Origin of the sequence: Leptolyngbya sp. FACHB-8 (genome assembly GCF_014695575.1) — a bacterium.
Classification (GTDB): domain Bacteria; phylum Cyanobacteriota; class Cyanobacteriia; order Elainellales; family Elainellaceae; genus Vacuolonema.
The window spans coordinates 1-13611 of sequence record NZ_JACJOO010000035.1; the positions used below are offsets into that span (position 1 = coordinate 1).

A 13611-nucleotide genomic window follows, 5' to 3' on the forward strand; every position below is an offset into this window, starting at 1 on the left:
ATGAAATTACCCCCAGAATGTTGGTGCTTTGCCCGCTTCGCGGGCAAAGCACCAACATTCTGGGTAAATTCTTATGCAGAAACCTCCTAAGTGAAAGGATTACAACAAAAAAAACAGAGCTAAATAGCTCTGCTTTGGTGCGTTGAACGTAGGTTGTGCTTTTAGCCACTTGTGGAACGTTGTCGCTAAGTTAGCGGAGCCAACTCTTCAGGCGGGCCGCAACTTGGGGCCGCCGCAGCTTCCGCATCGCTTTGGTTTGAATCTGCCGCACTCGCTCACGGGAGAGGTTAAACATACCGCCAACTTCCTCCAGGGTGAGGGTTTCTCCTGTCAGCAAACCATAGCGTAGAGCAATAATTTCCTTTTCCCGTTCTGTCAGGACATCACTGAGAATGGTATAGATTTCTTGGCGCAGCATCGCCTCATTCATTTTTGCTTCGGGAGACTGGGTGGTGCTGTCTTCCAGCAATTCCATCAGTTCCGTGTCTTCTCCCTTACCCACGCGATGGTTGAGGGAGAGCGATCGCCGCCGCACCTGCTGCAAATTGCGCAATTGTTCCAGGGGCATATCAAGCGCCTGGGCCAGCTCTGCTTCCGTCGGGTTGCGGTTAAGGTCACGCCGCAGTTCCCGGTGAGCCTTCTTCAGCTTATTGAGCTTTTCAACAATATGAATAGGCAGACGAATCGTACGGGCGTCGTTGGCGATCGTACGAGTGATGCCCTGACGAATCCACCAGTAGGCGTAGGTCGAGAACTTATAACCCTTATCGGGATCAAACTTCTCAGTGGCCCGGTTTAAACCCAACGCCCCCTCCTGAATCAAATCCAGAAAAGGTACTCCCCGATTGAGGTAGCGCTTAGCAATAGACACTACCAACCGCAGGTTGGAGCGAATCATCTTGCGCTTGGCTGTACGACTGCGATGCAGCTTCTGATCGAGCTGACGTTCTGTGACGTTAAGGGCCTGAGCCAGATCAGCTTTCAGAGGCGTGCGACCTAGCTCTTCCCGGAGGCGATCGCGCAATTCATCAACTTCTACTAAAAATTTGACCTGACGTGCCAGTTCAATTTCTTCACCGGGGCGCAACAAAGGATAGCGCGCCATCTCTTTAAAGAAGGCTCCAACAGCATCATCAGATGCCGTTTTTCGATAACCCGGAGCATAGTCTGAAACCAGATCCTCAATTACCTCTCGGGCAAAATCAACGCCATCAGACTCTGAATTTGTGGTCAGAGAAAAGTCTTCAAAGACATCCAAGTCATCTGCGATTTTGCTCTTGTCTTGTCGAGAACGATCAACCGGCTCGATAATATCAGCCCCTAGATCGGGTTCAGAGAAATACTCTTCATCCGGATTAATCTCCAGATCAATTGATCGAGAAAAAGCCCCATGAGCATCATCACTCTCAGATTCTGGACTTAAATGTAATCGTGCTGGCATAGTGGGGCCGATCCTGATAATTGAGGTTTACGGGGGTCAAAATTAGACTGGGCGAGCGCGCAAATGGCAATTAATTTTGTGCGATCAAGGGAAGAAAGCAATTCTCGAATCGTCAGGCTCAGAGCTTCTAGACTTCCTCTCTTGAGGGTTTGAACAGAATTACCAAATACTTTATAGAACGCTTAGCGCATTTTCGCCAAGATATTACCGAAATAAATTATTAATTTTGAGTCAGTGATCAGGTTTTTAAAACAGACGACCGATCCCTTCCCCCAACCTACCATCGAACTTCTCGATCAATTAGTGCGAATCCGGTCGATCAACCCGGAAATTTTGATAGCTTGATGCACCCTTATGGGGTCAGAATCAATCTGGGATGTCGTTGACTTTACTACACAGATCTGGAAATGCAAGAATGTGCTACATTCCTTAATGTTTTTGGCCGGCTTTTCCAAATCAGCCTAGCAAGGTCTGTTTAAATCTCCGCTTTCGTCAGTCTTTAGACTTATATAAGTAGGGCTGATCGTTTTTTTACTCTGACCCGTTCTATTACTATTCGATCGATAGCCTCGATGGAAAGATTGCTGACAAAAAGCCTGGTCGATCGAACAGACCTCATTGGCACCGAACCCAGCTCTTTAAAAGCTTTTTGGGGTTCTTCTATGAGGCACCAATTGCAAAAGATTAGGTTTTAGATCGCTGGGTTAAATGTGTCTCTGAAGTAGGGCGAGTGCCGATAAGCCTAGGCTCCTGGTCTGAGTTAGTTATTTTAGAAGGAGCAAAATAGATAACAAAAAGAACATATGCACTATTTTTGTCGGGCTGACGCCATTCTGTCAGGCCCCTGCTCTAAACTAAAGAGGCAGGTTTTGACAAAGGCTTTCTGTAAGGACGTTCCTGGGAAATTTCTTTGAGTAAGCCCTGAATATGCCGTTCCTTGCGGGTTACCCGGTTCCTTCGTCTATGGTGTTGTCCGATCTCACAGTTGCATCCGAAGGCGGGTTGCAGGTTGGCGAAACCCCAAACGCCTATGGTGAAGCGCAGCAACTCTGGGTCGATGTACTCGTAGATTGTCCAGGAGCGCTTGAGAGTTATCTCTATCGCATTCCTTCCGGTTTGATGGTAGAGCCAGGGGATATTGTCAGCGTGCCGTTTGGGGCGCAGCAAATGGGAGGCCTTGCCTTACGGCGAGTGACTCAGCTACCCGATGATTTAGACACGACTCAAATCCGGGCAGTTGAAGAAGTCGTCGGTCGAGGCTTTTTTCCGGCAGGTTATTGGTCTTTGCTGCAGCGGGTTGCAGACTATTACTGTGCACCGCTCATGCAGGTGGTAAGAACGGCATTACCACCGGGGTTATTGCGGCGATCGCAACGCCGCATCCGCCTCATTGCTCCCCGTGATGCCGTGCTGTCAACCCAAACCCCCGCAGCCCATCGCCTCATTACTCTGCTGCAAAGCACCCCCACCGCTGATTACACCTGGCACTATCTGCAACGACAAGTACCTCGTGCTAATCAAGGGCTCCGCGAGTTATTAGCTTTAGGCTGGGTCGAAAGTTACCTAGAACCTCCTAAACCTGTCCGCCCGAAGCAACGCCAAGCGGTCACCCTTACAGATGAAGGACGAACAGATCTGAGCACACGTCAGCGAGAAGTGCTCGAGGTGCTACGACGTCAGGGGGGCGAATTATGGTTACAAGACCTGCTGCAACTTTGTAGAGCCAGTTCTTCGGTCGTGAAAAGCCTGGAACAAAAAGGCTGTGTGATTGTGCAGAGCCGAGAAGTGCTGCGTCGAGAACTAGATGGCTCTGTTCAGGCCGACCAGGCGCAGACGTTAACCCCAGATCAGGCAGAGGCCGTCGCTGCCATTCTTGCAGAAACAAACCAGCCAAAAGACCAATCTGGGCAGACAATTCTGCTGCATGGCGTGACGGGATCGGGAAAGACAGAAGTATATTTGCAGGCGATCGCCCCCCTACTCCAGCAGGGCAAATCCGTTCTGGTGCTGGTGCCCGAAATTGGCCTTACGCCTCAGCTCACCGATCGCTTTCGGGCCCGCTTCGGTAAGCGGGTGCTGCTTTATCACAGTGCGCTCTCCGATGGCGAACGTTACGACACCTGGCGGCAAATGCTCATGCCTGAACCCCATGTGGTGATTGGCACTCGCTCGGCCATCTTCGCACCGCTGCATCACCTGAGCTTAATTGTGCTGGATGAGGAACACGACACCAGCTTTAAGCAAGACTCTCCGGCTCCCTGTTATCATGCCCGCACCGTGGCACAGTGGCGAGCAAAACAGGTAGGTTGTCCCTTGATTTTGGGTTCCGCTACACCTGATTTGGAGACGTGGCAGGAAGCGATCGCCTCTACTTCGGTCACCCATCCAACGACTCAACCCAACATTCGTTATCTCACCCTTCCTCATCGCATCCAGGCTCGGCCCCTACCACCAATCCAAGTGGTTGATATGCGGCAGGAACTGTTCCAGGGCAACCGTTCCATTTTCAGCCGCTCTTTACAGAATGCGTTGGGCACATTACGAGAACGGGGGCAGCAGGGATTGCTCTTTATTCATCGGCGAGGTCACAGCACCTTTGTCTCCTGTCGGGCTTGTGGCCATGTGTTGAACTGCCCTCACTGTGATATTTCGCTGACCTATCACCAGCCTAATCCCGACTACGCCCCCTTGCTGCGATGTCACTACTGCAACCATACCAGCAGCCACCCATCTCTGTGTCCAGCCTGTGACTCGCCTTATCTCAAGCAATTTGGCAGTGGAACTCAACGTGTCGTTGAGGAGCTATCACGGCAGTTTCCTGACCTTCGCTGTATCCGCTTCGACAGTGATACGACCCGCGCTAAGGGTGCCCACCGGGCGCTGCTCACGCGCTTTGCCCAGGGAGAAGCCGACCTTTTAGTTGGCACTCAAATGCTGACTAAAGGCATTGATTTACCTTTAGTGACACTAGTTGGCGTAGTAGCAGCGGATGGATTGTTGCACCTAGCAGATTACCGGGCTGGAGAACGCGCCTTTCAAGTACTCGTCCAGGTAGCAGGCCGAGCCGGGCGGGGTGAGGAGCAGGGCCAGGTTTTTCTGCAAACCTATTCTCCCGAACACCCCGTCATTCAAGCAGTTCAGAAGCAACAATACGAACCCTTTGCCGAGGAAGAATTAAGCTTTCGATCGACCCTACGTTATCCGCCTTATTGCCGGTTGGTGCTGCTGCGGTTGAGCGGCACTGAAGAGGATGTAGTCAGGCGCACCGCTTCAGAGATAGCTCAGCACTTACGCTCTCTGGCCCCTGAGTGGGAACTATTAGGCCCTGCTCCGGCGGCGATCGCCCGTGTAGCCCGTCGCTATCGCTGGCAAATTCTGCTGAAGGGAGCAATAGAAGCCGTCCCCAATGCAATTGACTGGAGCAGCATCCGCATAGCCTGCCCTCGCTCCGTTAGTTTGACAGTCGATGTGGATCCGTTGAATTTGGGTTAAGGTTGAATGCTTGTGCCTGTTCTAAAGGTCATGCTTTCATGTCCGATGTGAATGAAAACATGACCTTTAAAGCTAGCTTTAGGGATGCACCCCAGCTTTATAGCAATGTGCAAGTGCGTTAAGTACAGCAACGGTGATGTGGGGCACAAAGTGCCCCACATCACCGTACTTAACCAACGTGCACAGCGCTATAGGGTATGCCTTAGTGAGATGATTTCTTCTTTTTCTCCGCTTCCCGGCGACGGCGGTTAATGCTTGCCACAACCGAGCGATCAATGGGAAAACCTACTACAGGAATTACCTGATACTTACGCTCTTCCTCCAGATTGCGCAGTTCAGTGTAATCAACCCAGTGAATACAATCTACTGGACATGTATCGATCGCTTCCTGGATCACATCATCAGGGTCACCATCTTGACGAATAACGCGCGATCGCCCATAGTCAGGTTCAATATAAAACGTGTTTCGAGCTACATGGGCACAGTGCTTGCAACCAATGCAGGTGATTTCGTCCACATAAACACCGCGCTGGCGCACCATGCCCCCAAGTTCGGGCTCAAATCCAGTTCGCTCAGAAGCATTGCGCCATTGTCCACCCAGTTCTGGTTCAAACCCTGTAGGCTTCACAGCATCCTCTCCAGAATCCGATTGGAAAGATGGGGATAATTCATCCATTACACAACCCTCATCCGTTATTAGCTAGGCTCGTTTTCATTGCGGCAGAAGAAGGGAGTTGGCTTTAGCGTCATGCCATCTTTTGCCGCAACGAAAATGAGCGTGACGATAGATATCAATTTTTGATGTACATAAAAGCCCCGCTGGGCGAGGCTTTTACGAGTGATAATCAATGGTAAAGGCCTTAACCAACAAGCGATAAAGGCCAGCATTGTGCTGGCCTCCATGGCTGGATGACTTAGCCGTTCCAACGCTGGAGTACCAGGCGGATAGAACCATCAGCTTGGCGCTGCTCTTCTGTCACCTGGAAGCCATTGTTGCCGCCTTGCTTCACAACCGTGTGATAGGCATAGCGCTGGGTAATGCGATTCAGAAAACCTTCAACGGTGAGGGGTTGCTGCCAGTATTGCAGGTCAGCTACCAGCTCATATTCCTGGCCGTTCCAGCTAAACCCTACATCGTAACCATTGTCTTGCTCAATGACTACTTCGGCATCGCGGGTCTGCCCCCGGTAGCCACGGATAGGCTGCGGGCCAACCTTCCATTCGGTGCCCACATCCTTGAGAGCTTCCTGCAGACAAGTCAGGTCGCGGATTTTAGTTTTGATCTGGCTAAAGTGTGACATAGGTTCTGCTGACTAAGTCAAACGAGGTGTTCAAAAAGGGAGTAAAAACTACCACTCATAAATTGAGGGTTTCACATTCACAGCCGTATCCTGGCTGATGGGTTGGGCAAAATAGTCCGAGGTCTGCTCTTGATGTACAACCTGCCCCAGCTGCGCTTCAATGGCTGCGGTGACCTCTGCACAGGAGGCTCCCACAATGCCTGTCACCTTCTCCTGGACTCGACCGTCGGGAAAAATGATAAATTCTAGTGTTTCCATGCCGTTTCGCGAGATAACCGAGACTCTGGCAAATATGAATAACTTGGATTTGGGAGCAAATCCAATTTCTGTGTCTGCGTTCCCTGAGGATATTCTATGTGAACGCGTGTAAGGTTTACTTAGAAAATCCAGGGAAACCTTAGTAAAACTTCACGTTTATGAGAAGTGGTTACTCTTGTAGTTAGTTTTACTTAAGTTACAGGTGCCGTCAAGCCGATCAGGGTAATCTAAAGGAAGACTTTTGGTTGATCTAAATTAATGCTTCTGGAAAGACTTTAAGAGGGTTAGCCACGCGCAGACATAACCTAAAAAATAGTTACCTGAGTATAAATTTTCTAGTGAAATAGCAGCCTTTTCTCATTGGTTTTTAAGTTGATGGCAATGTTGGATGATCCATTTCTGGATCATCCAACTGTAAATTCTAGCTATTGGAAGGCTTGGTATAGATAATAGGTTGCCATGGGAATGACCGTTGCGGCAATCAGCAACGCAACCACCCAAATCGTTGCATTGCTACCTTTTGTATCTTCGGGAGTAGCAAATGTGCCTTCCGTTTGCACCTCTGCTTGAACTTGCGGTGGGCCAGGATCAGGCTTACCCGACAGTACTGCAATTAAGCGATCGCTCGCATCAAGAAACGCCTGGTTGTAGCGATCGCCCTTCCGCAAGGGTTCCATCAACGTATCCTGGGCAATGCTGGCAGCAATACCATCCGTTAGCAGGTGCTTCACTTGATCACCCGCTCGAACGGCGGCATTGTTGGTGAGGGTATCTAACACTAATAATGTTTGATTGGCCTGCTCTTCAGCAGTAGGAAACCAGGTTTCGAATAAATCATTCGTAAAACTTTCAACGGTTTCCCCATAATCCAACCGATGGATCGTCACCAGATGCACCTGATTTCCTGTGGAACTAGCCAAATTTGCTAAGGATCCAGTAATGCTGCTCTGGTTAATACGACTCAGTACATCCGCCTGATCTAACACCCACATAGGTTCATCAGGTGATTGAAGCGGCATTTCATAAACCCCCGTTGCCATAGCGGGTGGTACTATACCGAACCAAGTCTGTAACACTAGAAAACAGGTGGCGATCGCCATCAAACCTTGTTTTGTCCAGCGTTTAAACCCTATTTCCTGATCAAAAAAACTCATTGTTATCCTTTCCTGGCAACCTCATTTTTCACCATACAACAGCCCATGGTGAAATGCAGAAACTTCACTCCGGACTCTTGCATTTTCATGATGAGCTCGAACGGCTCCCTACATGATTCAAAGCCGGTGTATTTTCAAAGCTGCTAGATATGGAGCACGAATGCCAGATTTAGTAGACTTCATCTACTAAATCTGGCATTCAGTAGCGATTACGTTGCTACTCTCACAAGCAAGGATTACAAATTTTTTGTACGCGCTTCCCAGCTCGCCTTTACCCACGATTGAGGAGGGCAAACAGTGCATTGATGACAACCTGAGCTGCTCCCTCAAAAAATTCTGGATCGAGGGTTTCAGGGGTATCTGTTGATTGATGGTAATGGGGATTACGGAAGTTGGCTGTATCGGTCACCAACGCAGCCCCGATGCCTTCATCCCAAAAGGGGGCATGATCACTGCGCAACATATCAGGACGCAACGGCCCCAGGAGTGGCACATTCAGGGTAAAAACAGGAGGAAGGGCTGCATCCAGATATTGATGAAAGGCTGAAGCAATATATCCGTGCCCTTGATCTCCAATAACCGCCAAGAAAGTGCCCGTCTCAGAAGGAGCGGGAATCGGCAAGGGCGGATAGGACTGGCAACCGGGTTCCGTGCAGCGATAGCCAATCATGTCCAGCACAACTGCATCCATCTGACCTGAGTCAGCGAGATTCGTCACAAACGCCTGGCTCCCTAACAACCCTGCTTCTTCCAGGTCAAACAAAACCAGTCGCAGAGTACGCCGCGTATCTAAGCTATGGAAGATACGGGCAGCCTCCAGCACCGCAGCCAAACCTGTTGCATTGTCATCTGCTCCAGGCGATCGCACCACCGTATCGTAATGTGCCCCCAGTATCACCACCCCAGCCATAGGGTCGGTTCCAGGCCGATCTGCCACCAGGTTAACGCCCCATTCAAAGGTCTGCTCAGTCACCGCCCATCCGGCAGTTTGCAGCGCATCGGTCAGGTAACTACGCGCCTGCTCACGACTCACAGGGTCAGCCCGCTCAAAAGCCAGAGCTTCAACATGGGCCAGGAGGCGATCGCCATCCACCCGTAACGCCTCCACCGGATACTCCACCTTCACCTGAGGTGCTGGCTCTGACAACCCTCGAAACCAGCTCCACCCCCCTAGGCTGATCAGCAGAGCCAGAGTAAACAACCCTATTAAGAGCTTAAACCGCCTCATAATTTTCTACTACGTCAAGGGTGCGCCTCCATTCTAGAGACACAGCCCTCAAGCAGCATTTCCAACGTATCCCTTCTCAGAATCTATGTGAAGCTGTTTTTACCCTCAAGCGCAAAAATAACCTTAGAACTTACGCAAGCCCAACCTATTTGGAGCATTGATGTTGTGTGTGGGGTGCTTCGTACAACACATACAACATCAACGCGTAAGCCCTGAAGCAGCTATCGAGGACAGAGGCGATTGCCTTCCCCAGGCTCAGTGTACAAACATCCCCGATAAGTCCCCTCTGGATGATTTGTTGTCGTATAAACCAGCAGCGCTTCGCCCCCCGACGCATCTCCGTGCTGAATCAACAGCTCATTATTCAAATAACCCAACCCAGTAATGCTGTTGAGAGGATACGTCGTGAACTCATCCTGAGGAACCGTCTGCCCTGGAGCCTGCACTCGATACAGTGCATAACCACTATTTTGAGGATCCACCACAAACACAGCGCTCACTTGAGTTTCATAGCACTCTTGCAAAAGCACCGCGACGGCTACATTACCCGTTTGCGCATCGACCGCCACAGATGGGAAAAAGCGGGTCCCTGCAAGCTGCTGCTCAGGGGAAACCTGAGCTTCCTGACAATTCACAGCATTCAACACACGAACATTAAAATCATTTGGGCTCAGAGTGATCCGCTGACGATTCGCGCGGATTTCCAGAGTCATGCCGTCATCACGCACGCGAGCTGTTACCCCATCCTGAGAACGGGAAGCCATTAAGCTAGGAGCGATCGCCCCCAACAGAAGCACAGTCCCCAGAGACATCCACCGGGAAAGCATGGAACGATTCATTTTTTCTTCCTAAGCAATTTAGATCTGATTAAAGTAGCAGACCATCCCGCTCAATTTCTTCGATTACCTGCAGGCCCCGTGCATCACCTACTTTCAAGACCGACAGACGCGCATCTTCGCGGACTCCCAAGTCTTCATCTTCGGCAAACGCCTCAATTAGGGCATCTACTGCCGTGGCATAGATGACGTTAGAAGGTAACTCACGCGCTAGCTGCCCTACTGTCCAGGCACAATTACTACGCACCGCCGCCACCGGGTCGCGCCGTAAAGCTTCAATCAACGGCGGCATCGCTGTAATGATGGCCTCATAACCCACATGGGTCATCTGTACCAGGGCACTGGCCGACCACAAGCGCACTGCAGAGATGTCTGTCTTCAGGGCGTGGAGCAATGGCTCAAGGGCGCGGCGATCGCGACAATTGCCTAAAGCCCACACAATGCCTTTGCGCACATACCCATTCCAGTCTTGGTGCAACTGGTGGATCAGGGGTTCCACTGCTGATGGTGCAGGATTACGCCCCAACCCATAAGCCGCGCTCACCCGAATCAGCGGGCAGGCATCACTCAGTAAAGTAATCAAATCAGGGATGGCACGAGGCTCTTCCAGCTCGCAGAAGGCACGAGCTGCAATCATCCGTTGCTGGTTCTGGGGCGATCGCAACAAAACCAACATCTCCTCTGGATCTGGCCCCGGAAACTCGGCGACTTCCTCCAAGTTCTCCAGTTCATCCAGTGGACTGGCTTCTAATTCAGCCTCCAGAACGGATATGTCATCGTTATCATGCATATTGCCACTTTACAGCAACGGGTGGCCCCAAAGAATGCCCCTTCAGGGAGCAGTTAGTAACGAATTTGCAACGTTACATTTGTCATGACCTCTTGTTCTCCTCCAATAACAGGAGTTGAGGCCTCATCCGCCGCCATAGCTTGGCGAGCTAAGGGGGGGTAAACCGGTGGCTGGGACATGCTGTTGACCTGAATGGTTACAACTTCTTGCTGGGAAAGCCCTAGTGCATCCAAGACCGCTTCAGCTTGATCCTGAGCATCTTCGGTTGCCTCTCGTAGAGCCTGCCGACGCGCCTGCCTCAGTGCGTCATCCGCCGCAATAAAGCTGACACTATCAATCCGTGTTGCCCCAGCTGCCACAGCATCATCCAGAATGGTGCCAGCAACTTCATTCGAAACACGGAACTGCACGCTGTTATTGGCCATGTAACCAATAATGCGTTGATCACCGTCCGTGTAGTTATACATGGGATTTAAGGTAATTCCGGTGGTACGAAGGTTGCTGACGTTGCGCGATCGCAAAAACTCCACTACCGCCGCCGATCGTCGTGCAGCCTCCTCCTGAACTTCCTCGGCAGTCTCTCCCTGCACTTCTACCCCAAGCTGTACCTGGGCTTGGCTCGTTGCAACATTCTCAGTCCCTACCCCCGTTACCGTTATCACACGGGTCAAGGGCTCATCAGCCAACGCCGGTTTCATCGTTACTAAATTCAAACAACCTACAGCTAAAGGCAGGAGAACTTTCCATGACAAAGTTTGAGGTACACGAACCAGGTGATCGGGTTTCATAACAGGCTCCTCACCAATTGTTTGTTGCCAGCTTAAAGCTGGCGGCCATAGTTTTAGTCTGCCACCCGGAAACAGCGTGAGGGGTTTGGTTACGGTTTTTGCAACTTATCTTGCTAGTACTCAACGGCTTAAGATTGCCCCCGGTTTGAAGCGGGGGGTTGCCGCCGCTTAGCGTTAGTTATTTTCTGCTGATCTCAGCTCCGCTTCGGACGCGACCGCTTCGGCTTTGGAACGACCAATGTCAAACCTCGCTCCAGAAGAGCCACCGCCAGATGCTCGTAAGTGAGTTGTGCACCCCCACGTATTGCTAAATGATGGATCGCGGTTTGAGCGATCGCCCGAATCTCTCCACCCGTCAAAGCAAACTGCTGGGCTAAGACTGACCAGTCAAGCCCTTCGGCTAGAGGAACGGTCTTTGGAAAAGCCCGTTGCCAGAGAACTTGGCGATCGCCCATCGGCGGCTTGGAGAACTGGCATACCGTATCTATCTGTCGTTGCCAGCGCAGGGCAACGGCCTCGGCATAGGTCACACTCAACAGCGTAATCCCTGATCGTTGCCGACGTTGGGTTAGCCATCCTTGCAAGGCCTCGGATGATAGCGGTGATGAGCGCCGTAGCCAAAGTTCTGCCCCTCGGATAAGCAACACAGGCAGATTCTCTTGAGCCAGAGCCTGTAACACGTCAGCGTACTGTTCAGGAGCTAAGGTCGCCAAATCTAACTCGGCTAGTGGGAGATTTAAGCTGTGGGCGATCGCTCCCGCCGCTGTGCGCTTACCCGTACCGGGTGGCCCCGTCAGTAGAGCGATCGCTCCCCGGCCCAGGGTAGCGTCAGGTACAGCAAAGCGCGGCTCCAGCGGAGAAGGGAATGCGAGGGGAATTTCTAGTTTTTTACAAAGCCCCTGAAGATCCTGGAGCAAAGACGCAGGCAAAACTAAATCGTCCCAAACCGTTGACGGAATAGAGCTCACCCAGCATGGGGGAGGTGAAATACTCTCAGAGCTCTCATCAGATTTCCCAAGCACTGCATCTAAATCTGTGTTCAGGGGTACCTCGGCCAGCAGAAAATCAACCAGCCTTGGGGCTAATTGAAGTCGTTGGCTGAGCAACGTTTCAGCAGTTTCTGGAAGGAACCGCAGCAGACCCCGCTTCACAAGGGGTGCCTGGGGACGCAAGCACGATCGAGCAGCACGCCATTCGGCATCGTTACGAGATAGCAACCGGAGGACTAAATCAACCGTCGGCAAATCACTCGTATTTGCATCTGGAGCCCCTTGTAAGAATCGATACAGCTGCCCATATCGCCGATTCACTTCGGGGGCCAGGGCCATCAGTACGAGATTCTTCTCGAACACATCCAGGCCAAGGCGATCGCACAGCAATGGTAATGCCAACACTACCCCCTGCTGCTGACTGGCTCGAATGCGTACTTCTAACTGCTGCTGGTAACGGCCCGACCCGTTTTGAGCAGGGTTCTGGGAGGGTGGCCGATGCTCATCATAAGCCCCCTTTCCCCCATCCAGGGAAATCATGCCCCGCCACCAATGACTGCTGACCCGATCTGCAGCCGTCTGGGCTATTCGATCAACTCCCTGGTTCTCTTTGCGCTGTCGAGAAACCGAAACCATCAAGACCCGATCGAGCCAGCTCAGCTCAGTTTTGAGATAGGCCCAGTTGTCCGTAAAAAAGGAAACACTGACAGGTCCAGGGGACATAATGGCACCTAGCGGGCGATCGCGGAGGGAATGCTTCTAATGTTCCCAGTCTCAGTGGCATTCTCAGCAGCTTAAGCCACTCAACTGAATTAAGCATAACCCCCAAATACTGTGCCACCCACGAGGCAGGCAGCACAGTATTTGGGGGTCATGCTTAATAATGCCCACCCACTTACTTGGATTAAAGCCTTCAGATTTGGTGTACCGGGCTGACCTGGCTGGCTTTCTAGCGCACCACACCTGGAGACTCTATCTCCCCTGATACCTTTTAGAACCCGGAGTCTGAGTGTCAGCAGTCGACCGTGTCTCTCCAGGAAAGCCTGTTGAAGAAATCAAAAACCTACTTCAGGGGATGGATGTATTTGCCTATGTTCATGCCAGAATCATTGTGGTCAATTTTCCGTACATTCACTCAGCACCACTGTTAAGTCGGTGCAAGGAAATTTATGTTTGAGGTCGTTGCCCTCGTTTTGTGGTTATCGATTTTTACAGTGCTACCTGCGGTTGGTGAACAACGCTCCCAATCCTCCTCTCCTCGAGAGGTTGCAGTAACCTTCCGGCGCGATCGCTCTTAAACTAACTGTTCTGAATTCATACGCCTTCGTAACCTT

General features: G+C 51.3%; 13 protein-coding genes. 2 read left to right on the top strand and 11 right to left on the bottom strand.

Annotation, left to right across the window (positions count from 1 at the left end):
• Positions 1-190 precede the first annotated feature (190 nt).
• Positions 191-1441, bottom strand: a complete 1251-nt coding sequence (locus H6F91_RS06955; protein ID WP_190771740.1) for an RpoD/SigA family RNA polymerase sigma factor — start codon at positions 1439-1441, stop codon at positions 191-193.
• Between the two features lie 963 nt (positions 1442-2404).
• Between H6F91_RS06955 and priA the strand changes: the two genes are divergently transcribed.
• Positions 2405-4933, top strand: coding sequence for a primosomal protein N' (gene priA, locus H6F91_RS06960; RefSeq protein ID WP_190771739.1), 2529 nt, complete (start codon positions 2405-2407; stop codon positions 4931-4933).
• 202 nt (positions 4934-5135) lie between these two features.
• Here priA and H6F91_RS06965 read toward each other — a convergent pair whose 3' ends face one another.
• From H6F91_RS06965 to H6F91_RS07010, 10 genes are all read right to left on the bottom strand, one after another.
• The gene (locus tag H6F91_RS06965; protein WP_190771738.1) at positions 5136-5609 is read right to left on the bottom strand and encodes a ferredoxin; all 474 of its coding nucleotides are present in this window, start codon (positions 5607-5609) and stop codon (positions 5136-5138) included.
• 20 nt (positions 5610-5629) lie between these two features.
• Positions 5630-5821 carry a hypothetical protein gene (locus H6F91_RS06970; protein ID WP_206754909.1) on the bottom strand — a complete coding sequence of 64 codons (192 nt, stop codon included), beginning with the start codon at positions 5819-5821 and terminating at the stop codon, positions 5630-5632.
• Positions 5822-5847: 26 nt separating this feature from the next.
• Positions 5848-6234, bottom strand: coding sequence for a DUF1257 domain-containing protein (locus H6F91_RS06975; RefSeq protein ID WP_190771736.1), 387 nt, complete (start codon positions 6232-6234; stop codon positions 5848-5850).
• Between the two features lie 48 nt (positions 6235-6282).
• Positions 6283-6492 (bottom strand): DUF2997 domain-containing protein, encoded by a 210-nt coding sequence (locus tag H6F91_RS06980; protein ID WP_190771735.1) that lies wholly within the window; start codon positions 6490-6492, stop codon positions 6283-6285.
• 425 nt (positions 6493-6917) lie between these two features.
• Positions 6918-7592, bottom strand: a complete 675-nt coding sequence (locus tag H6F91_RS06985; protein WP_199307683.1) for a TPM domain-containing protein — start codon at positions 7590-7592, stop codon at positions 6918-6920.
• A gap of 325 nt (positions 7593-7917) precedes the next feature.
• Positions 7918-8874: a M20/M25/M40 family metallo-hydrolase gene (locus tag H6F91_RS06990; protein WP_190771733.1), complete on the bottom strand. Its 957-nt coding sequence runs from the start codon at positions 8872-8874 to the stop codon at positions 7918-7920.
• Positions 8875-9095: 221 nt separating this feature from the next.
• The gene (locus tag H6F91_RS06995; protein WP_190771732.1) at positions 9096-9713 is read right to left on the bottom strand and encodes a hypothetical protein; all 618 of its coding nucleotides are present in this window, start codon (positions 9711-9713) and stop codon (positions 9096-9098) included.
• Positions 9714-9741: 28 nt separating this feature from the next.
• Positions 9742-10500: a HEAT repeat domain-containing protein gene (locus tag H6F91_RS07000; protein ID WP_190771731.1), complete on the bottom strand. Its 759-nt coding sequence runs from the start codon at positions 10498-10500 to the stop codon at positions 9742-9744.
• A 53-nt stretch (positions 10501-10553) separates the two neighbouring features.
• Positions 10554-11288: an SIMPL domain-containing protein gene (locus H6F91_RS07005; RefSeq protein WP_190771730.1), complete on the bottom strand. Its 735-nt coding sequence runs from the start codon at positions 11286-11288 to the stop codon at positions 10554-10556.
• Between the two features lie 194 nt (positions 11289-11482).
• Positions 11483-13000, bottom strand: coding sequence for an AAA family ATPase (locus H6F91_RS07010; protein ID WP_190771729.1), 1518 nt, complete (start codon positions 12998-13000; stop codon positions 11483-11485).
• A 446-nt stretch (positions 13001-13446) separates the two neighbouring features.
• Here H6F91_RS07010 and H6F91_RS28240 point away from each other — a divergent pair, with 446 nt between their 5' ends.
• Entirely contained in the window at positions 13447-13575 is a 129-nt protein-coding gene (locus H6F91_RS28240) for a hypothetical protein (protein ID WP_277874367.1), read from the top strand.
• The last annotated feature ends 36 nt before the right edge of the window (positions 13576-13611 follow it).